A 26,073-nucleotide genomic window follows, 5' to 3' on the forward strand; every position below is an offset into this window, starting at 1 on the left:
AACTTTGCCGGGACTGTGCGGGCGGGAACGGGAATGTCCCGAAAGAGCGATGCAGCCGTTCATACGGAAAAAAAATGCAATATATTGCATATCACTGTTTTTCCCGATTATCGTTCAAGGCCATGATTTTAAACAGAAATGCTCCGCAATGATGATTTTTCGATTCAGCACTGGATTTATGCAGTAAAGTGCACTATGTTCGCCCTCAATCAGAACAGCGGAGGGATGCCGCGATGAGCAAGATCATCGATTTCCAGACCAACCCGGACCAATACAAGCATTGGCGCATCGACATTGACGGCGATGTCGCCCGCCTGATCATGGACGTCAACGAGGATGCCACCCTGTTCGAGGGTTACCAGCTCAAGCTCAATTCCTATGACCTGGGCGTCGATATCGAACTGGCCGACGCCGTGCAGCGGTTGCGCTTCGAGCATCCGGAAGTGAAGGCGGTGGTGATGCAGTCGGGCAAGGACCGCGTTTTCTGTGCCGGCGCCAACATCCGCATGCTGGGTGGCGCCGCCCATGCGCACAAGGTGAATTTCTGCAAGTTCACCAACGAGACGCGCAACACGTTCGAGGCGGCGGGCGCCGAAAGCGGCCAGTACTATATCGCCGCGGTCAAGGGCGCCTGCGCGGGCGGCGGCTATGAACTGGCGCTGGCCTGCGACCACATCATCCTCACCGATGACGGCTCCTCGTCCGTCGCGCTGCCGGAAGTGCCGCTGCTGGCCGTGCTGCCGGGCACGGGCGGTCTCACCCGCGTGACCGACAAGCGCAAGGTGCGCCGCGACCTGGCCGATGTGTTCTGCTCCATCGAGGAGGGAGTGCGCGGCAAGAAGGCCAGGGACTGGCGGCTCGTGGACGAGGTGGTCGCCAATTCGAAATTTGACGAGGCGGTGGCCGAGCGGGCGAGGGCGTTCGCCGCGCAGTCCGACCGTCCGTCCGATGCCAGGGGCGTCAAGCTGACGCCGCTTGACCGGACCATTCATGAGGATGGTTCGTTGTCCTACACCACGGTCGAGGTTGCCATCGACCGCGACAAGCGGCTTGCGACGCTGACCATTTCCGGCCCGCAGGACGATGCTCCGGCCGATGCGGCAGCACTTCATGCGGCCGGTGCGGATGGCTGGATGCTGCGCTGCGCGCGCGAACTGGACGACGCGATCCTGCACCTGCGCCTGAACGAACTGGAAGTCGGCGTTCTGGTGATCCGCACCCAGGGCGACCCGGAGAAAGTCGTCGCGCACGAGAAGACCGTGCTGGACAATGCCGGTTCCGACTGGTTCGCCCGCGAGATCGCGCTGTACTGGAAGCGCGTGCTCAAGCGTCTCGATCTCACCTCGCGTTCGCTGGTGGCGCTGGTCGAGCCGGGCTCCTGCTTTGCCGGAACGCTGGCCGAGATCCTCTTTGCCGTCGACCGGTCCTACATGGGCGAGGGCGAGTTCGAGGGCGACAACCGCCCGGTCGCCACGATCCGGCTGACGGAGGCCAATTTCGGCCCCTATCCGATGTCGAACGACCTGACACGCCTGCAGACCCGCTTCCTGGGCGAGCCGGAGCGGGTGGATGGCGCCAAGGCCCGTATGGGCGAAGCGCTGGAGGCGGAAGAGGCATCCGATCTCGGCCTCGTCACCTTTGCCTTCGACGATATCGACTGGGAGGACGAGGTCCGCATCTTCCTCGAAGAGCGCGCTTCCTTCTCGCCCGATGCAATGACCGCGATGGAAGCGAACCTGCGCTTCGCCGGTCCGGAAACGATGGAAACGCGCATCTTCGGGCGTCTGACCGCCTGGCAGAACTGGGTGTTCCAGCGTCCGAATGCCGTCGGCCCGGAAGGCGCGTTGCAGCGCTACGGCACCGGCCAGCGCGGCAATTACGACATGCGGCGCGTGTGACGCGACCGCAACGGATTTTGCCGGGCGCGGACGCGTGCCCGGACTTCCCCTCGACCGGGAACCTCGACGTCAATATCGAACGGGAGTGAACGATGGCAGACATGATGAATGTGTCCTATGACACGCTGATCCCCAACAATGTGGGCCTTTCCAGCGACCGGCGCGTGCTCAAGGCGCTGGAAAAGTGGCATCCGGGCTATATCAACTGGTGGAACGACCTGATCCCGGAAAACTTCCAGAAGAGCCTGGTCTACCTGCGTACCGCCGTGTCGGTCGATCCGCAGGGGTGGGCCAAGTTCGACTACGTGAAGATGCCGGAATACCGCTGGGGCGTGCTTCTTGCGCCGCAGGTGGAAAACCGCATCATTCCGTGCGGCGAGCATTACGGCGAACCGGCCTGGCAGGAAGTGCCGGGCGAGTATCGCGCGCTTCTGCGCCGCCTGATCGTCATCCAGGGCGATACGGAGCCGGCATCGGTGGAGCAGCAGCGCTTCCTGGGCAAGACCGCCCCGTCGCTCTACGACATGCGCAACCTTTTCCAGGTCAACGTCGAGGAAGGACGCCACCTCTGGGCGATGGTCTACCTGCTGCACAAATATTTCGGCGCCGACGGCCGCGAGGAAGCCGACGACCTGCTGCGCCGTCAGTCCGGTTCTGACGAGGCACCGCGCATGCTTGGTGCGTTCAACGAGGAAACGCCGGACTGGCTGTCCTTCTTCATGTTCACCTATTTCACCGACCGTGACGGCAAGATGCAGCTTGAATCGCTGGCCCAGTCGGGCTTCGATCCGCTGAGCCGCACCTGCCGCTTCATGCTGACGGAGGAAGCGCACCACATGTTCGTGGGCGAGACCGGTGTCGGCCGCACGATCCAGCGCACCTGCGAGGTGATGAACGAGCACGGCATCACCGATCCGTTCGACACCGACAAGATCCGCGCGCTCGGCGTCATCGACCTTCCGACGATCCAGAAGAAGCTGAACCTGCACTACACGCTGTCACTGGACCTGTTCGGCTCGGAAATCTCGACCAACGCGGCCAATTCGTTCAACTGGGGCCTGAAGGGCCGTTATCGCGAAAACAAGCTGGAGGACGATCACCAGCTCAAGAACGCGACCTATCCGGTGGCCGAGTTCGACGGCAAGCAGATCCTGGTGAAGGACGTCAACGCGATTTCGGCGATCAACATGCGCCTGCGCGACGACTATACGGAGGATGCGCGCGGCGGTGTGCGTCGCTGGAACCAGATCATCCGCAAGCACAATGTGGACTTCGAGCTCAACCTGCCGCACGAGGCATTCCACCGCCATATCGGCACCTTCTCCGGGGCGCCGATCACGCCGGAAGGCCTGGTCATCAGCCGCGAGGAGTGGGACAGCCGCCGCGATGAATGGCTGCCGTCGAAGGCCGATGGCGATTTCATCCAGTCGCTGATGAAGCCGGTTTTCGAGCCGGGCAAGTTCGCCGGCTGGATCGCTCCGCCGAAAGTGGGTATCGACAACAAGCCAGGCGACTTCGAATACGTCAAGCTGCACATGGCCTGACGGACAGCGCACGGCGCGCGGTACCGGACAGGACGGGGGCATGGCTGCCATGCCATGCCCCTCACGGCCGCATAACCCGCCAGAACAACGACGGCGCCCAAGCGCCGCGACCGAGGGATGAACCATGACCAAGCCGCTCAAGCAGCATCTCATCGATCCGGAGATCTGCATTCGCTGCTATACGTGTGAAAACACCTGCCCGATCCAGGCCATCACCCATGACGACCTGAATGTCGTGGTGGATTTCGACAAGTGCAATTTCTGCATGGACTGCATTCCCGTCTGCCCCACCGGTTCGATCGATGAATGGCGGGTCGTGACGACCCCCTACACGCTGGAGGAACAGTTCTCCTGGGAAGAACTGCCTGCGCAGGAAGAGATCGCAGCCGGCGAAGGGAGCGCGGAAAGCGGCACGTCCATCGAGGCGCTCGATGACGAAATGGCCAAGCTCCTGGCCGAGGCCCATGCCGGGGCGGGCGGGCGTTCGCGCGCGCCGGACACCGCCGCCAAGCCGACGGTCAATCTCTACACGCTTTCAAAGCCGGCCAAGGCGCGTGTGACCGGCAATTACCGCCTCACGGCGGAAGGCGCCGACAGCGATGTGCGCCACATCATCCTGGATTTCGGCAACCAGCCGATGCCGGTGCTGGAAGGCCAGTCGATCGGCATCATCGCGCCAGGCACGGATGCCAATGGCAAGCCGCACCTGCCGCGCCTTTATTCGGTGTCGAGCCCGCGCGATGGCGAGCGGCCCAATTACAACAACGTCTCGCTGACGGTGAAGCGGGAAGACAGGGGCGTGTGCTCCAACCATGTCTGCGACCTGAAGATCGGTGACGAGGTGGATGTGACCGGGCCGTTCGGCTCGACCTTCCTCATGCCGGAAGATCCGCAGGCGCGGTTGCTGATGATCTGCACGGGCACCGGCTCGGCGCCGTTCCGCGCCTTCACCATGCGCCGCCAGCGCACGGTCGGCGCCCATGGTGGCACGATGACGCTGTTTTTCGGCGCGCGCTCGCCCGATTGCCTGCCTTATTTCGGGCCGTTGAACAAGGTTCCCAATCGCGTGCTGAACAAGCACCTCGTCTTCTCCCGCATTCCTGGCGCGCCGAAGGAATATGTGCAGGACCGGCTGAACGTGGAAGCCGAGGAGATCGGCGAATTGCTCGGCGACCCGAATACCCATATCTACATTTGCGGCCTGCGCGGCATGGAAGAGGGTGTGGAAAAAGCGCTTACCAATATTGCGGAAAGCACCGGGGTGGAGTGGATTTCCCTGCGGGATGCCATGCGCGAACAGGGACGCTACCATGTCGAGACCTATTGAAGACGCCAAGGTCTTCACCCATGCGATCCGCGTCGGCTGGGCCGATTGCGACCCGGCGCGGATCGCCTATACCGGACGCATTCCCTATTTCGCGCTGGAGGCCATCGATGCCTGGTGGGAAGCAAATGTGGGCGAGGACTGGTTCCGCATGAACATCGACAGCGGGATCGGCACGCCTTTCGTCCACCTGTCTGTCGATTTCCGGTCTCCGGTGACGCCGCGCCATGCATTGGAATGCCAGGTGCGCCTGTTGCGCCTCGGCGAGAGTTCTGTCCGGTTTTCCGTCCAGGGCTTCCAGGACGAAACGCTCTGTTTCGAGGGCGAATTCGTGGAGGTCTTCGTCGATGCCAAAACGCATCTCTCAAAGATCAAGGCGCCCGCTTCCGTTCGGGAGAAAATCGCCCATCTGGCCATCAGCGCCTGATTTGCGGAGCGGAATCGCGCTCTTGGGCATTATAACGCAGCTTGCTGTCGCCCGGCCCGTGCATTATTCTGCACCGGATGGGAAAGTAATGCACCGGGGCCGGCGATGTTGAAACGGGCAAGCGACGGCATGGGTCCGCAAGGGGAGGATGGCGCGATCGCGGAATTCATTGCCATGGTTGGCGAGCGTGTGCGGATGGCGCGCAACCGCAAGGGCATTTCGCGGCGCCAGCTTTCCGAATTGTCGGGCGTATCGCAGCGCTACCTGGCGCAACTGGAGGGTGGCGACGGCAATGTCTCGATCGCGCTCTTGCGAAAGATCGCCAATTCGCTGGACTTCGAGGTGGAATGGCTGGTCGGGCGCGACGATCCCTGGACATCCGATGCGATCACGCTGATGCGCCTGTTCCGCCAGGCGACGCGCGACCAGCGGGCGCGGGTCATGGAAATCCTCGATCCCAATGACACGGGTACGCGGCGGGCCGGCCGCGTGGCGCTGATCGGCCTGCGCGGGGCGGGTAAATCCACGCTCGGGCGCATGACGGCGGAAAAACTCGGTGTCGCCTTCGTCGAACTCAACCAGGTGATCGAGGAAGTGGCCGGCATGCCGGTGGACGAGGTGATCGCCCTTTACGGACAGGAAGGCTATCGCAGGCTGGAAAAGCAGGCGCTGGTCAATCTCGTGGCGACCCACGAGCAGCTTGTGCTGGCGGTGGCCGGCGGCATCGTGTCCGAGCCCGATACCTACAATTACCTGCTGCGTCATTGCCACACGATCTGGCTGAAGGCGGCGCCGGAGGAACACATGGCGCGCGTGCGCGGCCAGGGCGACGAACGGCCCATGGCCGGCAATCCGGCGGCGATGGATGAACTGAAGTCCATCCTGACCAGCCGCGAAGCGCTTTATGCCAAGGCGGAAGCCATGGTCGATACGTCCGGCAGTTCGGTCGATGGCAGCATGGAGGCGGTTGTCGAGGCGATCCGCGAAAACGGTTTCCTGCCGGACTGACAGCGAGGCAGTCTCTCGCCCACCTTGCCCGTTGACTTTCCAGGCCGGTGGATGAAACATTCGCGGCAGTCAGGGGCGTCAACCACAGCGGGAGGTTTCCATGCTGTCCATTCCTCGCCCGTTTTCACGGATCATTCTGGCAGCCCTGGTGGTGCTGGCAGGCGCGATGCCCGCTGCGGGTGCCGACGTGCGGCGCATCGAGGTCGTTGAAAACGCGGATTATTTCGGATTCGACCTGCGCACCGAGAAAGACGTGACCCTGGAGCAGTGCAAAGCCATATGCCTTGGCGACCGGGCGTGCCGGGCCTTTACCTACAATGTGCGCGCAGGCTGGTGTTTCCTGAAGAGCGATCATGGCGCCCTCAACAGCTTTGCGGGTGCCATTGCCGGGCGTGTCGTGGTGGAGGCGCGCGAGGATCTGGGCGCGGCGCCGCCGCTTGCCTTCATCCCCGATTCCATGCCGGTCGAAGCAGGGAAATACCGGGCCCGCCTGGCGGGCAATGAAAGCCGGTTCGCCGGCCGTTCGGCCCATGCGATGGCCGAAGAAGGCCGTGCGGCGCTGGCTGGCGGCGATGCACGCCAGGGGGTGGCGCTGCTTTCCGGTGCCGTTGCGCTGCGGCCGGACGACTCGGCCTTCTGGCGCGATCTGGCGCGCGGCATCCGCGTGATGACACCCGAACGTGGCGCGGAACGTTACCAGTTGCAGCAATATGCAACGTCGGCCGCCTTCAATGCCTATGAGACATCGCGCACCACGGCGAACCGGGCCGGCGCACTGGATGAACTGGCCAAGGCTTTGGAGCTGCGCAGCCAGTTCCGCCCCGCGCTGGAAGCCTACAAGGCATCGCTGGCGCTGCAGGAAAACGATCAGGTGCGGGCCGATTTCGCCGATCTGAGAGCGCGCAAGGGATTTCGCGTGATCGACAACACCGTGGATGCCGATACGGCCAATCCGCGTGCCTGCGTGCAGGTGTCGGAAAATCTGGTGAAAGGCCATGACTACGCGCCCTATGTGCGGCTCAATGGCGGCGAGCCGCCATCCTTCGAGGCGCAAGGGCGCGAGATTTGCGTCAATGGCCTCAGGCATGGCGAACGCTATGCACTGACCTTGCGCGACGGGTTGCCGTCGGCAGTCGGCGAAGTGCTTGAGACGCCGGTCGACATTGCCATCTATGTGCGCGACCGTCAGCCTTTCGCGCGCTTCACCGGCGAGGATTTCGTGCTGCCGGCCAAGGGGCGGCAGGCGATCCCGGTCGTGACGGTGAATGCCGGGGCGGTGGATCTGGAACTGTACCGGATCGGTGCGCGGGCCCTGTCACGGTTGCTGGAAGACGGCCGCTTCCTGCAGGGCCTGTCCGGCTACCAGGCGCAGGACATTCGCGACCGGCAGGGCGAACTTGTCTGGTCCGGTTCCATGGACACGCCCGGAGGCCTGAACGAAGAGGTCACCACCGCGCTGCCGCTGGAAACGGTCCTGCCGTCGCGCGCGCCCGGCGTCTATGCGCTGGTGGCGACGGCGCAAGGCGCGCGTAGCGATGATTGGGAAAACCGCGCCACGCAATGGTTCACGGTATCCGATATCGGCCTGTCGGCCCGGACCGGCCTCGACGGGATGCATGTCCATGCCCGATCGCTGGACAGCGCCGCGCCGATTGCCGGCGCGAGCGTGCGTCTCCTGGCGCGCAACAACGAGGTCCTGGGCGAGGCGGTGACCGATGACTCCGGCCAAGCGCGCTTCGATGCCGGCCTTGTGCGGGCCACGGGTGGCCTGGCGCCAGCCCTGCTGCTGGCGGAGGCTGACGGGTCCGGTTTCGTGTTTCTCGATCTCAACCGCGCGGGGTTCGACCTGTCGGACCGCGGCGTCGAGGGCAGGCCCGCGCCTGGCGCCATCGATGTCTACGCGTTTTCCGAACGCGGCATCTACCGGGCCGGCGATACGGTTCACGTCACCGCGCTGGCGCGCGACGGCGCGGCCGTTGCCGTGGAGGATCTGCCGCTGACCTTCGTCTTCCGGCGCCCGGACGGCAAGGAGGAGCGGCGGCTGGTTTCGTCTGCGCCGAAGGCGGGCGGCCATGTCGTGGCTCTCGACCTGCCGGACAACGCCATGCGTGGCGCCTGGACGGTGCGCATCCATGCCGATCCCGAGCGAGAGGCACTGGCCGAGCAGACCTTCCTGGTGGAGGATTTCGTTCCCGACCGGATCGAATTCGATCTGGCCGCTTCGTCAGGGCCGGTGCTGGACCCGGAACAGGGCGGGGCGGTGACGGTGAACGGCCGGTTCCTGTATGGCGCGCCGGCGGCGGGGCTTTCCATGGAAGGCGAGGTGCAGATCAGCCCGGTGGCCAGCCGTCCGGGGCATGAGGGATATGTCTTCGGCCTTGCGGAGGATGACGAGGACGGGCGCACCACGGTTCCACTGCAAGACCTGCCGGTGCTGGACGGGCAGGGGCGCGCGGAGATCGGCATCGATCCCGGCACCTTGCCGTCGACCACCCGGCCGCTCGAGGCGGTGGTAACGGTGCGCCTGCGCGAGGGGGCAGGGCGCGCGGTGGAGCGCAGCCTGACCATGCCAGTCCGGCCGCAGGGCACGATGATCGGCATCAAGCCCGGCTTTGCCGGAGACCAGGCGCCGGAGGGCTCGACGGTTTCCTTCTCCATCATCGCGGTCGATCCCGATGGGGCAAGGGTGGCGGCACAAGGCCTTGACTGGCGGCTCTTGCGCGTGACCCGCAACTATCAATGGTATCGCGACGGCAACGAGTGGCGCTACGAGGCGGCGGATTTCACCTCGCTGGCCGCCAGCGGCACGGTCGATGTCGGGGCAGACATGCCGGCTTCCGTTGCCATGCCCGTGGATTGGGGGCGCTACCGGCTGGAAGTGGAAGGCGCGGATGCGATCACAAGCCATGACTTCCAGGCCGGGTGGTATGTGGAAACCTCTTCCCTCGATACACCGGACGGGCTGGAAATCGCGTTGGACAAGGCGCATTACCGGCCCGGTGACATTGCAAGGCTGAAGGTGTCGCCGCGTTTCGCCGGTGAACTGCTGGTTACCGTCGGAGCCGATCGCGTCCTTGCCACGCAGCATGCCAGCATTCCGGCCAGCGGCGGCGAAATCACCTTCCCCGTGGGCGCCGATTGGGGAGCGGGCGCCTATGTCACGGCGACGCTCTACCGGCCGGGCTCGGCGGGCGAAAGCCGGATGCCGGCGCGCGCCATCGGCGTGAAATGGCTCGCCGTGGATGCCAGCGACCGGACGCTTTCGCTGACTGTCGACACCCCGCCGCAGACCGTTCCGGGCCAGCCATTCGAGGTGCCATTGTCGGTCACCGGTGCCAGGTCCGGCGAAACCGTCTACGCGACCATCGCGGCGGTCGATGTCGGCATCCTTAACCTGACCGGCTACGAGCCGCCCCGGCCGGAGGCCTGGTATTTCGGCCAGCGGCGGATGGGCCTTGAAATCCGCGATGTCTACGGCCGCCTGATCGACGGCTCGCAAGGCGCGCTGGGGCGTGTGCGAACCGGCGGCGACGGGCCCGGCATGCAATCCAGGGGCAGTCCGCCAAAGGGCAGGCTCGTTGCCTTCTTTTCCGGGCCGGTGCAACTGGACGCCGAGGGCAAGGCGGCCGTGCGCTTCGACATGCCGCAATTCAACGGAACTGTGCGCGTGATGGCCACGGCCTGGAGCGCGACGGCGACCGGCTCTGCATCACGCGACGTGACCGTGCGCGAACCGGTCGTGGTGATTGCCGGCGCACCGCGTTTCATGGCAACCGGCGACCGTTCCGAATTGCGCTTCGATATCACCAACACGGATGGTCCGGCGGGAGACTATGTCCTTTCGGTGGAAACCCGGGGTCCGTTGCGGCTCGCGGGCGAATTGCCGGCGCGCATCGCGTTACGGAAAGGCGGGCGGAGCGTGCTGCGGCTGCCGGTCGCCGCCGGAGCGCCGGGGGACGCGGAAGTGGCGCTGACACTGACCCACGATGAGGGCACGCGCATCCGGCATGACGTTTCCTTCCCGGTTCGTCCCGGTGCGCTTCCGGTCACCGTGCGGCGCGAGATCGAACTGCTTGCCAATGGCGGGGGGCTTGCCGTTGACCGGCAATTGCTGGCCGACAGCGTCATTCGTGATGCCACGGTTTCGGTCTCGGTGACGCGGCTGGCTGCCTTTGACGTGCCCGGCCTGCTCATGAGCCTCGACCGCTATCCCCATGACTGCGCGGAACAGACGACAAGCCGGGCCTTGCCGCTGCTCTACCTGTCGGAACTGGAGGGCGAGGCAAGCGATCCGGCCATCGACAGGCGCATCGAGGAGGCGATTGCGCGGGTGCTGGCTTTCCAGTCCGCAAGCGGGTCGTTCGGCCTGTGGTCGCCGGGCGCAGGCGATCTCTGGCTCGATGCCTATGTCAGCGATTTCCTGACACGGGCACGTGAAAAGGGTTTCGACGTGCCGCAGACCGCCATGGATCTCGCCGTCGGCAACCTGGAAAACAATCTCGCCTATGTGAACGATGTGAGCGGGCGCGGCCGCGAGATCGCCTATGCGCTCTATGTGCTGGCACGACACCGCAAGGCCTCGGCCGGCGACCTGCGCTATTATGCCGATACAAAGCTCGATGCCTTCGACAGCCCGATGGCACGGGCGCAACTGGCGGCAGGGCTTTCGCTCTACGGCGATGGCGAGCGCTCGGCCCGCTTGTTCAAGGCGGCGCTGGATCTGGCTGAAGCGCAGGCGGATCACGCAGTGCTGGCGCGCCAGGATTATGGTTCAAAGCTGCGCGATGGCGCTGCAATTCTCGCTCTTGCAGCCGAGAGCCGGCCGCAGCCCGGCGGCATGGCGGCGATGACCCGTTTCGTGACCGGACAGAAGCAACGGCGGCCGCATACCTCCACCCAGGAGGAGGCGTGGCTGCTTCTGGCGGCACGCGCGCTTGCCGGACAGGATGCGGCCATGAAGCTGAGCGTGAACGGCATGGATCATTCGGGCCCGTTCACCCTTCGCCGCTCCGGCGTCGATCTGCTCGACGCACCTGTTTCGGTGAAGAATTTCGGTGGCGAACCGGTGACCGCACTCGTCACCTCCGTGGCCGCGCCGATCGATCCGCTGCCGGCGGGCGGTAACGGTTTCACCATTGCGCGCAGTTACTTCACGCTGGATGGCAGGCCGGCGAGCCTGCAACAGGTGGAGCAGAACCAGCGCCTTGTCGTGGTGCTGCAGATCGCCGAACTCAACACCTGGCCATCGCGCATCGTGGTGACAGACCTGCTGCCGGGCGGTTTCGAGATCGACAATCCGGCGCTGGCCGGCAGTGCGCAACTGAAGAATTTCGATTGGCTGGGCGATGTCAGTCCGGCCCATCTGGAATTCCTTGACGACCGGTTCGTGGCGGCATTCGACCGGTCGGCCGGTGACAGCCGGGCGCTGCAACTGGCCTATGTGGTGCGGGCAGTGACGCCGGGCACCTACATTCACCCGGCTGCGCAGGTGGAAGACATGTACCGCCCGCAATTCTCTGCGCGCACGGCGGCGGGTTTCGTGGAGGTCAGGGAGTTGCGCTGATGCGGGCGCTTTCCTTCCTCAAATGGATGGCCGGCGGACTGGCGGGGCTGTTCTTTGCAGCTGCTGGGGTTTCCGCCCTGGACGAGGCCCTTCCGCCGCCGCTCGAAGCCCCGGCTTATTCGGCGCAGGTCCTTGACCGGCATGGCGCGCTGCTGTTCGCGCAGGCAACGGAAGAGGGGCGCTGGCGCTTTCCGGTCTCGCTGGATGGCGTGGACGACGATTTCCTGGCCATGCTCGTCGCCTTCGAGGACAAGCGGTTCTTCAGTCATGCCGGCGTCGATCCGCTGGCAATTGTCCGGGCCGGCTGGCAATTGGCCATGCAGGGGCGGATCGTCTCCGGTGGATCGACCATCACCATGCAGCTTGCCCGGCTTCTGGAGCCGCGCGCCGAACGGTCGATGACGGCAAAGCTCCGGCAGATGCTGCGTGCGATCCAGATCGAGCGGCGGCTTTCCAAGCGGGAAATCCTGGAACGCTACCTGACCATAGCGCCCTATGGCGGCAATCTGGAAGGCATTCGGGCTGCAACGCTGGCCTGGTTCGGCAAGGAACCGGGTAAATTGCGCCTTTCGGAGGCGGCGCTGCTGGTGGCCTTGCCGCAATCGCCGGAAGTGCGGAGGCCCGATCGTGCAGCGGATGCAGCGCGGGCGGCGCGGGACCGGGTGCTGTGGCGCATGGCCGAGGCCGGGCTTGTTCCCGAAACGGAAATCGCACGGGCTTCCAGCTTCGATGTGCCGCATCGGCGCAGGGCCATGCCATCGCTGAGTCCGCATCTGGCGATGCGCCTGCTTGCAGTGCATGACGCCAAGGAGGCATCCGTGCGGCTGACGCTGGACGGCCTGCGTCAGGGTGCCCTTGAAACGGTGGCGCGCGAAGGGGCCGAACGGCTGCCGCCGGGTGTCTCCGTGGCGATGGTGCTCCTCGATGCGGCAACGGGTGACATGCTGGCCCGCGTGGGTTCCGCAGGCTATCTCGATGAGCGCCGCTCCGGCTGGGTGGACATGGCGGATGTGCCCCGTTCGCCAGGCTCCGCGCTCAAGCCGTTCATCTACGGGCTCGCTTTCGAGCAGGGCCTGGTGGCGCCCGAAACCATCATCTCCGACCGGCCAGCCGACTTCGGCGGCTATCGTCCTGCCAATTTCGACATGGGCTACAAGGGTGATGTTTCCGTGCGAGAAGCCCTGCAATGGTCGCTCAACGTCCCGGCGGTGCGCCTGCTGGATGCTGTGGGGCCGCAGCGGCTGGCATCGCGGCTGCGAAGGGCCGGTGCCAGCCTCGTTCTGCCGCAAGCCGGTGCCCCCGGCCTTGCCATCGGTCTTGGCGGTGCGGGCGTGACGCTGACCGGGCTGGCCGAGGCCTATACTGCCTTGGCCAACACGGGTGAAGGTACAAGGGCGCGGCTGCATCACGGCCCCCCGGAGCGGCCGCGGCGCATACGTGTCCTGGAACCGGCAGCGGCATGGCAGGTGGGCGAAATCCTGTCCGGGGTCTCGCCGCCTGCCGGGGCCGCGCAAACCGGAATCGCCTACAAGACCGGCACGTCCTACGGCTATCGCGATGCCTGGGCAGTGGGGTTTGACGGGCGGCATGTGCTGGCCGTGTGGACCGGCCGGCCGGACAATGCCGCCGTGCCGGGGATGAGCGGCGCAAAGGCCGCGGCGCCGATCCTGTTCGACGGCTGGGTGCGGGCGGGACTGGGTCATGCGCCCCTGCCGGCGCGGCCGCGCGGTGCCGTTGAACTGGCGCATGGCGATCTGCCGCAAGCGCTGAAGCGCTTCACGCACCGGGCGCCGAGCGAGACAAGGGAAGCGCCGGAGCCGGCTCCGGTGATCGTCTATCCGCCAGCGGGTGCGCGTGTCGAACTGGCCGGCAGCGATGCCATGCAGCCTCTCATCCTCAAGCTGCAAGGGGGGCGGGCGCCGTTTCGCTGGCTGGCCAATGGCGCGCCGCTGGATGGCGCCTCGCGCCGGCGCATGCGCCAATGGCAGCCGGACGGCAAGGGCCATCAGCGCCTGACGGTGATCGATGCGGCGGGGCGGGCGGCCAGCGTGGATCTCTTCGTCCAGTAGTCGCGGGCCCGGTCAGCGGATAGAGGCGTGGCGCTCCCAGAAATCCACCGCGCGGACGTAGGACTCGCGGTCAATGGCGACGCCGGAGCCCCCCTCCGCGCGACCAAGGCTGTTGCGCATCTGGGTGATCGGCGGCATGGGCGGCTCAACCGGTTCCAGCGTGCCAATGACCGAGACGATACCCCAGTCGCAATCGGGCACGATTTCCGCATCGGGACCATCGGCGGCCTCGGCGTCGAGTTGGGCCTTGCTGTAGAGAATGACGTCCAGCCATCTGGCCAAGGGCGCTTCCACACCCTCGAACCAGCGTTCCAGAACCGCCAGTTCGCCCTCCCGGCGCGCCTTGTATCCCGACCGCAGACAATGGCGGTTTTCATCCGTGACCGGGGCGAAGGAACACCGCGTGGGGGAGGAATTTTCGAGGAAAAGATGCTTGCAGAAAGGGGCATAGCCATCCACGAGGCGGGCGCCGGCAGATAGCGCGGCATGGCACGATGCGACGAGTTGATCGGGCGGAAGGCCGATCATGCGCCTGGCGCCGGCGTCTTCCTGCCATTGGCGCATGGCAAAGCCTGTCATGGCAATCTTCATGGCGCGCTCCTGTGCGATGAATGCCAGCATGGTGCCATGGCCGAACGTTCCGGCATGATCATGTGCCAGCCGGTTCCTGGGGGCGGGCTCATGCAGGACAAGGGAAATTGGCGCTCAGGCGCGGGATTTCGGCCGTAGGCGCACGACCACATCGACATGGGCGATTTCCATGCCCTCTGGCGGCTCGGGCAGATTTGCAACCCGCAGCGCGCCTTCCGGACCCTGATCCGGAATATCGAGAACCTGCCCCCGGCCTTCGACGAAGAAGTGATGGTGATCTGATGTGTTGGTGTCGAAATAGGTCTTGTTCGTCTCGATGGCGAGAACGCGCAGAAGGCCTGCTTCGGTAAACTGGTGCAGCGTGTTGTAGACCGTGGCCAGAGACACGGCGATGCTTTCCTGCTGCGCCTCGGCGTGAATTTCTTCCGCCGTCACATGTCGGTCGCCGCGGGTGAAGAGGAGCGTGGCCAGATGCATGCGCTGGCGCGTCGGGCGCAGGCCCGAAGCGCGCATGCGGTCGCGAAGGCGGGAGGCCCAGCACAAAGGCCCATGCGCGCCCGCTTTGGCATTCTGGCTCCTGATCATCGATGTCCGGTCCGTAGTCTGCATTATCTTGCACATCCTGTTCAGGCGGAGAGTATCGCGCGTGGTGCCGTTTTGCAAGACCGTCCCGATCCGGCGAGGAAGCAGCGCGCATTCCCGTTACCGATCAGAACATAGGCTCTCAAGTTACGATTACAAACCCCAGCGGTCCACCGCCTTGATCTCGATCAACCCGAAAACGGCGGATAAGTGCAGCGAAATGCCGCCATGGTGTGCGACCGGCCGGTTCCCGCGCCGCCCATGCTGTCCGCGCTTGCCGGCTGCTGGCGAAAAAAATCGCCGGGCTTTGCGAGAACGGCTTGCCGGGATCGAGGGATTGTGCATAATAATGCACAAATCGGCCGTCTGGAGGAACAATGGCGGCGGTGCAACAAGCACGGGGATGCTGCGGTTCGTCTTGTTCCGCAGGCTCCCTTTTTCGGGGAGGGACACATGAGCGAGGCCGAGGCCAACGCCAATGCGGCGTGGTATTTTGTTGACAGGCATCTGGCGACGCGGGCCGACAAGCCCGCCTTTGTGGAGTCGCAGCCGGACGGTAGGGTGCTGACCTATGGCGGACTGGCCGAGGCGAGCGACCGCATGGCGTCGCTCTACCGGCGCCATGGCATCCGGCGGGAAGACCGCGCCGCCATGATTGTCCTCGACATGGTCGAATTCCCGATCATCTTCTGGGGCTCGCTCAAATGCGGCGTCGTGCCGATTGCCATCAACACGCTGCTTGGCGGCGATGTCTATGATGCCATCCTGCGCGACAGCCGGGCCCGCGTGCTCTTCGTTTCGCAGGCGTTGTGGCCGGTGGTCGAGCCGGTGGTGAAGAACCAGCCCCATATCGAGAGAATCGTCTTCATCGGCGACAACGCGCCGGAAGGCACGCTGCATTTCGCCAGCGAACTGGCTTCGAGCGAGCCGGTGGCAATGATCGAGGCCGGCAGCGACGAATGCGCCTTCTGGCTCTATTCGTCCGGCTCCACGGGCAGGCCGAAGGGCGTGCGCCATGTCCATGGCAGCCTGCGGGCAACCGCCGATACCTATGGTGCGCAGGTGCTGGGCATTCGCGAGGATGACGTGGTGTTCTCGGCGGCGAAGTTCTTCTTTGCCTACGGGCTCGGCAATGCCATGACCTTTCCCATGTCGGTGGGTGCGACCACGGTGATCCTGGCCGGCCGGCCGACACCGGACAGCGTGCTGGACATTTTCGAACGGCACCGGCCAACCATCTTCTGCGGTGTGCCGACGCTTTATGCCGCGCTTGTCGCAGCCATGAAAGGCGGGCGGCCGGCTGGTTTCGACCGGCTGCGTCATTCCATCTCGGCCGGGGAGGCCCTGCCTGAAGAAGTCGGCAAGCGCTGGGAGGCAATCACCGGAACACCGATCCTCGACGGTGTCGGATCGACCGAGATGCTGCACATCTTCCTTTCCAACCGGCTGGGTGACGTGGTCTACGGTACATCCGGCACGGCGGTACCGGGCTACGAATTGCGGCTGGTGGATGAGAACAACCGCGATGTCGCGCCCGGCGAGGTGGGCGAATTGCTGGTGAACGGACCGTCGGCAGCCGACGGCTACTGGAACCAGCGCGACAAGAGCCGGTCCACCTTCGAGGGTGCATGGACGCGCACCGGCGACAAGTATGAACTGCGCGAGGACGGCCGGCTCGTCTATTGCGGGCGCACCGACGACATGTTCAAGGTATCGGGCATCTGGCTGTCGCCCTTCGAGGTGGAGCAGGCGCTGGTGACCCATCCGGCGGTGCTGGAGGCTGCGGTGGTCGCCGAGCGCGACGAGGATGGACTGGAGAAACCGAAAGCCTTCGTGGTGTTGAAGGAAGGCGGCGAAGACGATGATGCGTTCCGCGAGCAGCTCAAGGAACACGTCAAGGCCAGGATCGGAAAGTGGAAATATCCGCGCTGGGTTGAGGTGGTCGATGACCTGCCGAAAACCGCGACCGGAAAGATCCAGCGGTTCCGGCTGCGCGCCTGAGCATGACGGCGCTGGAAGATGCGCTGGCCATCGCCGAACAGGCATTGGAGCCGGGCATGCGTGCCCGGCTCGAAATTCATCTTGCCGAGAGGTTGCCGCAGCATCCCTACCGGCCCGGCCTGACGCCGCGGCCCGAAAGTGGCGTCATCTTCGACATCTCGGACAGGGCAGGGCGCACGCTGACAAGCCCTGACTGGCGGTCCAGCGAAGCCTGGACGGCAGGCTTCCTGCTGTTGCGGCGCGGTTATTTCTGGGAGGCGCATGAGGTCTGGGAGCCGGTCTGGCACGCACTTGCGCCCAATGGCGCGGAGCGGCTGTTCGTTCAGGCGGCCATCCAGCATGCCAATGCGCGGCTGAAGGAAGCCATGGGGCGGGACAGGGCCGCGGCACGTCTGCACACGCTCGCCGGGGCGCAGTTCGAGGATGCCCGCAGACGCGGCTTCCGGCCCGAAGGATGAGCCGGCCTTTCCAGGCGCCCGTTCCACGGCTCCGCATGGGACAACCTCATCCATTGCCTGAAATGGATGCGGTTCTGATTCCGGCTTTTAAGACAAGCCTTTGTAAATATTACTTTATTCTAAAAGTAGCGGGCCGCGGTGCTGTCGCGGGGATGACGGCATCAATATGCGCGTCATTCGTGTTTTGACCGATTGATAAAAAAATTTTCTGTGCTAGCCTTTCCTCAAAAGAAGCAGAAATGGGGAACTGAACATGGCTGGAAACTCCTTGAAGGAGGGCATTGCCGCGGGCCGGCTTACGCCCGAGGATTATGTCCGCAACTTTTCCGACCTGCATCCGCCGCTGGATGCACATGAAGCACGCGTGGAGGCGGATCGCTGCTATTTCTGTCACGACGCGCCGTGCATGAATGCCTGCCCGACCGCCATCGACATTCCGATGTTCATCCGGCAGATCCAGACGGGCAATCCGCTGGGGGCGGCAAAGACCATTTTCGACCAGAACATCCTGGGCGGCATGTGTGCCCGGGTCTGCCCGACGGAGACGCTGTGCGAGGAGGTTTGCGTGCGCGAGGTGGCCGAGGGCAAGCCGGTGCGCATTGGCGAGCTGCAGCGCTTCGCCACCGATACGGCGATGCGCCAGGGCAAGCAGTTCTATGGCCGGGCGCCTGCCACCGGGAAAACGGTTGCTGTTGTCGGCGCAGGTCCGGCGGGGCTGGCATGCGCCCACCGGCTGGCCATGAAGGGCCATGCGGTGGAGGTTTTCGAGGCGAGGCCAAAGGCAGGCGGCCTGAACGAATACGGTATTGCCGCCTACAAGGCGACCGATCGTTTTGCCGAGGCCGAGGTGAATTACGTGACCGCGATTGGCGGCATCGCGATCCACAATGGCAAGGCATTGGGCCGGGACGTTCATCTCGGCGACCTGCTGGACCGGTATGACGCGGTGTTCCTCGGCATGGGGCTGGCAGGGGTGAATTCGCTGGGCAATGCGGATGCGCAGGCCGAGGGCTCCGACGATGCGGTGGAATGGATTGCCGGGTTGCGCCAGGCCGGCGATCTGGCCGGCATTCCGGTGGGGCGGCGTGTCGTCGTCATCGGCGGTGGCATGACGGCCATCGACGCGGCCGTCCAGGCCAGGGGCCTGGGGGCGGAAGAGGTGACGGTGGCCTATCGCGGGCCGCAGGCGCGCATGAAGGCGTCGGGTTTCGAGCAGGAACTGGCGCAGACCAAGGGCGTGGTGCTGCGTTTCGGCATGCAGCCGAAGCGTATCGTTTCGGACGGCGGCCGGGTGGTTGCTGTCGAGTTCGAACGCGATGGCGAGACGGTGGCGATTGCCTGCGACCAGGTGTTCAAGGCGATCGGCCAGACCTTCGAGCCGTCGAGCCTGAACGGCTCGTCCCCGTCCATCACGCTGGAGGGCGGGCGCATTGCCGTGGACGCGGAGGGGCGCACGTCGCTTCCGGCCGTCTGGGCAGGAGGCGACTGCACCAATAGCGGCGACGACCTGACCGTCACGGCCGTGGCGCAGGGCCGCGATGCCGCCGAATCCATTCATCAAGCGCTGATCGCCTGACAGGGAGGAGAGAACCCATGGCCAATCTTGCTTCCAACTTTCTCGGCATCAGGTCGCCCAATCCGTTCTGGCTGGCCTCGGCGCCGCCAACCGACAAGGAATACAATGTGCGCCGTGCCTTCGAGGCCGGCTGGGGCGGCGTCGTCTGGAAGACCCTCGGCGAGGCGGGACCGCCGGTCGTCAATGTCAACGGGCCGCGCTACGGTGCGATCTGGGGTGCTGACAGGCGCCTGCTGGGCCTCAACAATATCGAACTGATCACCGACCGGCCGCTGGAGGTGAACCTTCGCGAGATCAAGGCGGTCAAGCGCGACTATCCGGACCGGGCGCTGATCGTTTCGCTCATGGTCCCCTGCGAGGAGAACGCCTGGAAGGCCATCCTGCCGCTGGTGGAGGAAACCGGCGCGGATGGCATAGAGCTGAATTTCGGTTGTCCGCACGGCATGGCCGAGCGCGGCATGGGCTCCGCCGTGGGCCAGGTGCCGGAATATATCGAGATGGTGACCCGCTGGTGCAAGCAGAACACGCGGATGCCGGTCATCGTGAAGCTGACACCCAACATCACCAACATCATCTATCCGGCGGAGGCGGCCAGGCGCGGCGGCGCGGATGCCGTCAGCCTCATCAACACCATCAACTCGATCACCTCGGTCGATCTTGACAGTTTCGCGCCCGAGCCGACCATTGACGGCAAGGGAACCCATGGCGGCTATTGCGGGCCGGCGGTCAAGCCGATCGCGCTGAACATGGTGGCCGAGATCGCGCGCAATCCGGCCACGGCGGGCCTGCCCATTTCCGGCATTGGCGGCGTGACCACCTGGCGCGACGCGGCCGAATTCCTGGCACTCGGCTGCGGCACGGTGCAGGTCTGCACGGCGGCGATGACCTACGGGTTCAAGGTGGTGCAGGAGATGATCGCCGGCCTCGAAAACTGGATGGACGAGAAGGGCCATGCCGATCTCGACAGCGTCATCGGCCGGGCTGTCGGCAACGTCACCGACTGGCAGTATCTCAACCTCAACTATGTCACCAAGGCGCGCATCGACCAGGATGCCTGCATCCAGTGCGGGCGCTGCCACATTGCCTGCGAGGACACCTCGCACCAGGCGATCACGCACATGGTGGACGGCAAGCGCCATTTCGAGGTGCTGGAAGAGGAATGCGTGGGCTGCAACCTTTGCGTCGACGTCTGCCCGGTGGATAACTGCATCACCATGGTGCCGTTGCAAGCCGGGGCGCTGGACAAGCGTACGGGCAAGGTGGTCGAAGGCGAGTATGGAAACTGGACCACGCATCCCAACAATCCGGCAGTCCGGCAGGCCGCCGAATAGCGCTCTCGGTTCCTCCCCCGAGCGGGCCGGGCCGGCTGTGGCCCGGCATGCGGTTGACGGCCGGTCCCGGCGCGCAAGGAAAGGGGAACCCCGTTGAGCGGACACGGCCATGCCATCGGGCGGCAGAAGTGGCTGGGCCATCTGGCCATGATGCTGTTCGCGGCGCTGATCGCCGGCTCCTTTTCCTTCGGAGCGCTGACAGCGCCGCATATCGGTGCGGCGCCCATCACGGCAATCCGATTCGTTCTGGGGGCTGCGGTGATGGCGCTGGTCGTTGCGCTGACGGTGCGCCACGGGCTGCGCTGGCCGCAGCAACCATGGCGCTTCGTCCTGCTCGGCGGCCTGATGGGCGTCTATTTCGTCACGATGTTCATCGCGCTCGGCATCGCCAGGCCCGTGTCCATCGGCGCGGTTTTCACGCTCAATCCGTTTTTCTCCGCCATTTTCGGCTACGTCCTGTTGCGGCAGGTGCCGCGCCCCATCGTGCTTGCCAGTCTGCTGGTCGCGGCGGCCGGTGCGGTTTGGGTAATCTTCCGCGGCGATCTGAACGCCATGCTGCGCTTCGAGATCGGGCGAGGCGAGCTGATCTACCTTTTCGGCGTCATCTGCCACGCCGCCTATGCACCCTTGATCCGCAAGTTCTCCAGGGGTGAACCCGTTGCGGTCTCGACCCTGTGGTCGGTGACGGCGACCGCGCTTCTCGTTTCGCTCTATGGCTGGACCGGGATCGGCGAAACCGACTGGACGGCGCTGCCGGCAATCGTCTGGATTGCGGTGGGCTATCTCGGCATCGTGACAACGGCGTTCACGCTTTTCCTGCTGCAATTCGCCTCGCTGCGCCTTCCCGCCGCCAAGGTCTATGCCTACGGCTACCTCACGCCCGCCTTCATCATCCTGCTGGAGGGCATGATCGGGCATGGCTGGGCGGCGCCGGTCGTGATGGCCGGCGCGCTGGTCACGCTGCTCGGGCTGGTCGTCCTGGCGCTTTCGCCGGACATGTGAGGCAGGCGGACCGACCGTCTCAGCCGATGGAGCGCGATTCGAACATCAGCAGTTCCGCCCCGCCATCGGCGAAATTCGCCAGATCGGCAGCGGCCGCCTTGCCTTCGGGCGAAGCAAGGCCGGCCTTGAGATCCGCCAGTGAGCCGAAATACAGCGTGGCGACGAGGTGAACATCTGTCTCGCCCTTCGGGCCGGTCACCGGACCGGTGGACACATCGAAGCGCTTGACGCCGGGTATGGCCTGGGCCAGCGGAACATGGGTGGCAGCATAATGGGCATCGAATGCAGCCTTGTCCTTGGGTGTGCGGTAGATGACAACGAGTTTTGCCATGGTCTCCTCCCTCGCTTGGATCGACTGTCACTGTCAGGGAGGACAAGCCTGAACCTTTTGCCCGCGCATATCCAGTGCCGGGCCTGACAAAAGCCCGGGCGGCTAGTTCGCGGGCTTGAGGCCGTCGAGGAAGAGCTGTTCAAGGAAGCGGGCAGCATCCTCGTAGCGGCCGTCCCCGCCACGGTCGGGACCGAGCACGGTGCAGACCTGCGTATCGAAGTCCGCGTAGTGCTGGGTGGTGGCCCAGATGGCGAAGATCAGGTGGTAGGGGTCGGCCTGTTTCAGCTTTCCCGCGCGCATCCAGCTTTTCAGCACCTTGGCCTTTTCATCGACCAGCGGCTTCAGTTCACCTTCGAGCATGGCCATGATGCGTGGCGCGCCCTGGAGGATCTCATTGGCGAAGAGGCGGCTCTCGCGGGGGAAGTCGCGCGCCATCTCGATCTTGCGGCGGATATAGGAGCGCAGTTCGACAATGGCATCGCCGGCCTCGTCCATTTCCTTGAGCGGATCGAGCCACATGTCGAGAAGCCCATGGATCAGCGTCTCGAAAATGGCTTCCTTGGTCTTGAAGTAATAAAGCAGGTTGGGCTTGGACATGCCCGCCGCTTCCGCGATCTGGTCGATTGTCGCGCCGCGAAATCCGTGCGATGAAAAGACATCGAGGGCCGCTTCGAGAATGATCTCGCGCTTTTCGCGCTGGATTCGCGTCTGGGGCCGGTTTTCCGTCATCGCCATGGCGGAACAGTCCGGTTCTTGTGCATCTGGCCGGGGAGCGCCAGCTTAAATACGGTCACGGTTGTCCTTCTCCAGCAATTTCCCTTGACCCTCGCATTGGCAATGCTACGATTTGTCCAACCGGTCAAAAAATATGTATCACAGCTTGTGCCGTGGTCAAACAGTGCCGGATCAACAACCGGGAGAAAGCCGCATGTCCAACCGTCTTGCCGTGGCGCCGAACGATCTGAGCGCGTTCTGGATGCCGTTCACGGCCAATCGCCAGTTCAAGAAGGCGCCGCGCATGCTGGTCGGCGCGCAGGACATGCATTACACCGCATCCGATGGCCGCAAGATCCTCGACGGGACGGCGGGTCTGTGGTGCGTGAATGCCGGCCATTGCCGTCCGAAGATCACCGAGGCGATTCGCGAGCAGGCGGGCGAACTTGACTATGCGCCGGCCTTCCAGATGGGCCATCCCAAGGCGTTCGAACTGGCCAACCGGCTCATCGACATAGCGCCGGACAACATGGCGCATGTGCTGTTCACCAATTCGGGTTCCGAATCTGTCGATACGGCGCTGAAAGTGGCGATTGCCTATCACAGGGCCAAGGGCAACGGATCGCGGTTCCGCCTGATCGGCCGCGAGCGCGGCTATCACGGCGTCAATTTCGGTGGCATTTCGGTGGGCGGCATCGTGGCCAACCGCAAGATGTTCGGTACGCTGCTGACCGGCGTCGACCACATGCCGCACACCCACCAGCCGGGCAAGAACGCGTTCACCCGCGGCGAGCCCGAGCATGGCGGGGACCTGGCGGACGAGCTGGAGCGCATCGTGACGTTGCACGACGCCTCGACCATCGCGGCGGTCATCGTCGAGCCGGTGGCCGGTTCGACGGGCGTTCTCATTCCGCCGAAGGGTTACCTGCAGCGCCTGCGCGACATCTGCACCAAGCACGGCATCCTGCTGATCTTTGACGAGGTCATCACCGGGTACGGCCGGCTCGGCACGCCGTTCGGCGCGGACTATTTCGGCGTGAAGCCCGATATCATGGTGACCGCCAAGGGGCTGACCAACGGCGTGATCCCGATGGGCGCGGTCTTCGTGACCAAGGAAATCCATGACACGTTCATGACCGGGCCGGAGCACCTGATCGAGTTCTTCCACGGCTATACCTATTCGGGCAACCCGATCGCCTCGGCCGCCGCCATCGCCACACTGGATACCTACAAGGAAGAGGGCCTGCTGGAACGCGGTGCGGAACTGGCGCAGCATTGGGAAGACGCGCTGCATTCGCTGAAGGATGCGCCGCATGTCATCGACATTCGCAATATCGGCCTTGTCGGCGCCATCGAGCTGGAGCCGATTGCCGGCGAGCCGACGCGCCGGGCCTTCTCGGCCTTCGTCAAGGCGTTCGAAAAGGGTGCGCTGATCCGCACCACCGGCGACATCATCGCCCTGTCGCCGCCGCTGATCATCACGAAGGGCCAGATCGACGAACTCATCGACCATGTGCGCGAGGTGCTGAACGAAGTGGATTGAAACTGATCGATCCAATCGGGGCAGACCCGCCGCATGCCGCTCCAAACAAGAACCAGAAGGGGAACAGGAATGGCAGCACCGGGGGAAAACTTGCGAATCAATGCCGACAGGCTGTGGGATTCGCTGATGGAGATGGCCAAGATCGGCCCGGGCGTGGCTGGCGGCAACAACCGCCAGACGCTGACCGATGCCGATGGCGAAGGCCGCCGTCTCTTCCAGGCATGGTGTGAAGCTGCCGGCTGCACCATGGGCGTGGACGAAATGGGCAACATGTTCGCCATGCGACCCGGCGAGGACGCGGACGCGCTGCCGGTCTATGTCGGCTCGCACCTGGACACGCAGCCGACGGGCGGAAAATACGACGGCGTGCTCGGCGTGCTGGGCGGCCTGGAAGTCGTCCGTACGCTGAACGACCTGGGCATCAAGACGAAACATCCCATCGTTGTCACCAACTGGACAAACGAGGAGGGAACGCGTTTCGCGCCCGCCATGCTCGCTTCGGGCGTGTTTGCCGGTGTCCACGGGCAGGATTGGGCCTATGACAGGACCGATGCCGATGGCCGGCGCTTCGGCGACGAACTGGTGCGCATCGGCTGGAAGGGTGAGGAACAGGTGGGCGCGCGCAAGATGCACGCCTTCTTTGAACTGCATATCGAGCAGGGCCCGATCCTGGAAGCCGAAGGCAAGGACATCGGCGTCGTCACCCACGGGCAGGGGCTTTCCTGGACCCAGGTGACGGTGACCGGCAAGGAGGCGCATACCGGTTCGACACCGATGCCGATGCGCCGCAATGCCGGTCTTGGCATGGCGCGCATTCTTCAGCTCGTCGACGAGATCGCGCTTTCCCATGCACCTCATGCTGTTGGCGCGGCCGGTCATATCGAGGTTCATCCCAACAGCCGCAATGTGATTCCGGGCAAGGCCATCTTCACCGTGGACTTCCGCTCGCCCGACCTTGCCGTGATCCAGGACATGGAACAGCGCCTGAAGATCGGGGCAAAGGAAATCTGCGATGAAATGGGCCTGCAGGTGGAGTTCGAGAAGGTCGGCGGGTTTGATCCGGTCGAATTCGACGAGGGCTGCGTGAAGGCCATCCGCGATGCCGCGGAGCGGCTGGGTTACTCGCATCGCAACATCATTTCCGGGGCCGGGCACGACGCCTGCTGGATCAACCGGGTGGCGCCAACGGCGATGGTGATGTGCCCCTGCGTGGACGGGCTTTCGCACAACGAGGCGGAGGAGATTTCCAAGGACTGGGCGCGGGCCGGGGCCGACGTGCTGTTCCATGCGGTGGTCGAAACCGCGCAGATCGTCGAGTGAGGCTTCCTTGACCTTCACCCAGAACAAAGCGGTGGCCACGACAGACGAGGCGCAACTGCGCATCGACCTGGCCGCTGCACTCAGGCTGGCGGCGCGCAATGACTGGCACGAGGGCGTCGCCAACCATTTTTCCGCCGCCGTTTCTGCAGACGGGAAGCAATTCCTGGTCAATCCGCGCTGGCGGCATTTCTCGCGGGTGAAGGCATCGGACCTGCTGCTGGTGGATGCCGACGACCCGGAAACGATGAAACGGGCGGATGCGCCGGACCCGTCCGCCTGGTCGATCCATTCGGCCATTCACCGGCGGCTGCCGCAAGCACGCGTGGCGCTGCACCTGCACCCGCCTTACGCCACCACACTGGCCTGCCTGGAGGATCCGGTGATCTACCCGGTAGACCAGGTGACGGCGCGTTTCTTCCGGCGGATCGCCTACGACCTCGACTTCGGCGGCATTGCGACGCAGGAAGCCGAGGGCGAGCGGATCGCCGCGGCCATCGGCAATCACCGGCAGGTGCTGATGGGCAATCATGGCGTGACGACCGTCGCCCCCACGGTCGCGGACGCCGTCGATGCCATGTACCATCTGGAAGGGGCGGCGCGCCAGCTCGTGCTCGCCTATCAGACGGGCCGGCCGCTGGCCGTCATGGATGACGACCTGGCGGAGGCGACAGCAGCGGAATGGGAGGTCTACCGGGAGGCCGAGTTCGCCCATTTCGAGGAGATGAAGCACATTCTGGACGAGGAAGAACCCTCTTACGCCGAGTGAGCCGGACCAAGTATAACCATAAGGG

19 protein-coding genes are annotated in these 26,073 nt (G+C 64.6%); 15 read left to right on the plus strand and 4 right to left on the minus strand.

Annotated elements, in window-relative coordinates; translation table 11 throughout:
* Nucleotides 1–233 precede the first annotated feature (233 nt).
* The 7 genes from boxC (at nucleotide 234) to pbpC (ending at nucleotide 13,833) form a co-directional block, all read left to right on the plus strand.
* Nucleotides 234–1,898, plus strand: coding sequence for a 2,3-epoxybenzoyl-CoA dihydrolase (boxC, locus tag R3D65_RS10500; protein WP_371275170.1), 1,665 nt, complete (start codon nucleotides 234–236; stop codon nucleotides 1,896–1,898).
* 104 nt (nucleotides 1,899–2,002) lie between these two features.
* Nucleotides 2,003–3,442 carry a benzoyl-CoA 2,3-epoxidase subunit BoxB gene (boxB, locus tag R3D65_RS10505; protein WP_371275564.1) on the plus strand — a complete coding sequence of 480 codons (1,440 nt, stop codon included), beginning with the start codon at nucleotides 2,003–2,005 and terminating at the stop codon, nucleotides 3,440–3,442.
* A gap of 124 nt (nucleotides 3,443–3,566) precedes the next feature.
* A complete protein-coding gene (gene boxA / locus R3D65_RS10510; RefSeq protein ID WP_371275171.1) occupies nucleotides 3,567–4,769 on the plus strand; it encodes a benzoyl-CoA 2,3-epoxidase subunit BoxA in 1,203 nt (400 codons plus the stop codon).
* Nucleotides 4,753–5,193: an acyl-CoA thioesterase gene (locus tag R3D65_RS10515; protein ID WP_371275172.1), complete on the plus strand. Its 441-nt coding sequence runs from the start codon at nucleotides 4,753–4,755 to the stop codon at nucleotides 5,191–5,193. Before boxA ends, R3D65_RS10515 begins: the two co-directional genes overlap by 17 nt.
* Before the next feature lie 129 nt (nucleotides 5,194–5,322).
* A complete protein-coding gene (locus R3D65_RS10520; protein WP_371275173.1) occupies nucleotides 5,323–6,201 on the plus strand; it encodes a helix-turn-helix transcriptional regulator in 879 nt (292 codons plus the stop codon).
* Nucleotides 6,202–6,301: 100 nt separating this feature from the next.
* On the plus strand, nucleotides 6,302–11,764 hold the full coding sequence (locus tag R3D65_RS10525) for an MG2 domain-containing protein (protein WP_371275174.1): 5,463 nt from the start codon (nucleotides 6,302–6,304) through the stop codon (nucleotides 11,762–11,764).
* Nucleotides 11,764–13,833 carry a penicillin-binding protein 1C gene (pbpC, locus tag R3D65_RS10530; RefSeq protein WP_371275175.1) on the plus strand — a complete coding sequence of 690 codons (2,070 nt, stop codon included), beginning with the start codon at nucleotides 11,764–11,766 and terminating at the stop codon, nucleotides 13,831–13,833. The genes R3D65_RS10525 and pbpC overlap by 1 nt, the downstream gene beginning before the upstream one ends.
* Nucleotides 13,834–13,845: 12 nt before the next feature.
* On the opposite strand, the gene R3D65_RS10535 is transcribed toward pbpC, so the two are convergent.
* Both R3D65_RS10535 and irrA read right to left on the minus strand, forming a co-directional pair.
* Nucleotides 13,846–14,454, minus strand: coding sequence for a DUF3228 family protein (locus R3D65_RS10535; protein WP_371275176.1), 609 nt, complete (start codon nucleotides 14,452–14,454; stop codon nucleotides 13,846–13,848).
* 84 nt (nucleotides 14,455–14,538) lie between these two features.
* Nucleotides 14,539–15,009, minus strand: coding sequence for an iron response transcriptional regulator IrrA (gene irrA / locus R3D65_RS10540; protein WP_371275177.1), 471 nt, complete (start codon nucleotides 15,007–15,009; stop codon nucleotides 14,539–14,541).
* Between the two features lie 450 nt (nucleotides 15,010–15,459).
* Here irrA and R3D65_RS10545 point away from each other — a divergent pair, with 450 nt between their 5' ends.
* The 5 genes from R3D65_RS10545 to R3D65_RS10565 all read left to right on the plus strand — a co-directional run bounded on the left by R3D65_RS10545 (nucleotide 15,460) and on the right by R3D65_RS10565 (nucleotide 21,374).
* Complete coding sequence (locus R3D65_RS10545) at nucleotides 15,460–17,007, plus strand: benzoate-CoA ligase family protein (protein WP_371275178.1); 1,548 nt, start codon at nucleotides 15,460–15,462, stop codon at nucleotides 17,005–17,007.
* Between the two features lie 2 nt (nucleotides 17,008–17,009).
* Entirely contained in the window at nucleotides 17,010–17,465 is a 456-nt protein-coding gene (locus tag R3D65_RS10550; protein WP_371275179.1) for a DUF309 domain-containing protein, read from the plus strand.
* 253 nt (nucleotides 17,466–17,718) lie between these two features.
* Nucleotides 17,719–19,041 carry an NAD(P)-dependent oxidoreductase gene (locus R3D65_RS10555; RefSeq protein WP_371275180.1) on the plus strand — a complete coding sequence of 441 codons (1,323 nt, stop codon included), beginning with the start codon at nucleotides 17,719–17,721 and terminating at the stop codon, nucleotides 19,039–19,041.
* Nucleotides 19,042–19,058: 17 nt separating this feature from the next.
* The gene (gene preA, locus R3D65_RS10560; RefSeq protein ID WP_371275181.1) at nucleotides 19,059–20,372 is read left to right on the plus strand and encodes an NAD-dependent dihydropyrimidine dehydrogenase subunit PreA; all 1,314 of its coding nucleotides are present in this window, start codon (nucleotides 19,059–19,061) and stop codon (nucleotides 20,370–20,372) included.
* A 93-nt stretch (nucleotides 20,373–20,465) separates the two neighbouring features.
* Entirely contained in the window at nucleotides 20,466–21,374 is a 909-nt protein-coding gene (locus tag R3D65_RS10565) for a DMT family transporter (protein WP_371275182.1), read from the plus strand.
* 19 nt (nucleotides 21,375–21,393) lie between these two features.
* Here the strand turns inward: R3D65_RS10565 and R3D65_RS10570 are convergent, their stop codons facing one another.
* Together R3D65_RS10570 and R3D65_RS10575 are read right to left on the minus strand one after the other, a co-directional pair.
* Nucleotides 21,394–21,705 (minus strand): EthD family reductase, encoded by a 312-nt coding sequence (locus tag R3D65_RS10570; RefSeq protein ID WP_371275183.1) that lies wholly within the window; start codon nucleotides 21,703–21,705, stop codon nucleotides 21,394–21,396.
* A 102-nt stretch (nucleotides 21,706–21,807) separates the two neighbouring features.
* Entirely contained in the window at nucleotides 21,808–22,440 is a 633-nt protein-coding gene (locus R3D65_RS10575; protein ID WP_371275184.1) for a TetR family transcriptional regulator C-terminal domain-containing protein, read from the minus strand.
* A gap of 193 nt (nucleotides 22,441–22,633) precedes the next feature.
* On the opposite strand from R3D65_RS10575, the gene R3D65_RS10580 reads away from it, so the two are divergent.
* From R3D65_RS10580 to R3D65_RS10590, 3 genes are all read left to right on the plus strand, one after another.
* Nucleotides 22,634–23,962 (plus strand): aspartate aminotransferase family protein, encoded by a 1,329-nt coding sequence (locus R3D65_RS10580; protein ID WP_371275185.1) that lies wholly within the window; start codon nucleotides 22,634–22,636, stop codon nucleotides 23,960–23,962.
* A gap of 69 nt (nucleotides 23,963–24,031) precedes the next feature.
* Nucleotides 24,032–25,282 carry a Zn-dependent hydrolase gene (locus R3D65_RS10585; RefSeq protein WP_371275186.1) on the plus strand — a complete coding sequence of 417 codons (1,251 nt, stop codon included), beginning with the start codon at nucleotides 24,032–24,034 and terminating at the stop codon, nucleotides 25,280–25,282.
* Between the two features lie 7 nt (nucleotides 25,283–25,289).
* Nucleotides 25,290–26,048, plus strand: coding sequence for a class II aldolase/adducin family protein (locus R3D65_RS10590; protein ID WP_371275187.1), 759 nt, complete (start codon nucleotides 25,290–25,292; stop codon nucleotides 26,046–26,048).
* Nucleotides 26,049–26,073 lie beyond the last annotated feature (25 nt).

The sequence above is a fragment of the Zhengella sp. genome, assembly GCF_041397485.1.
Classification (GTDB): Bacteria; Pseudomonadota; Alphaproteobacteria; order Rhizobiales; family Rhizobiaceae; genus Zhengella.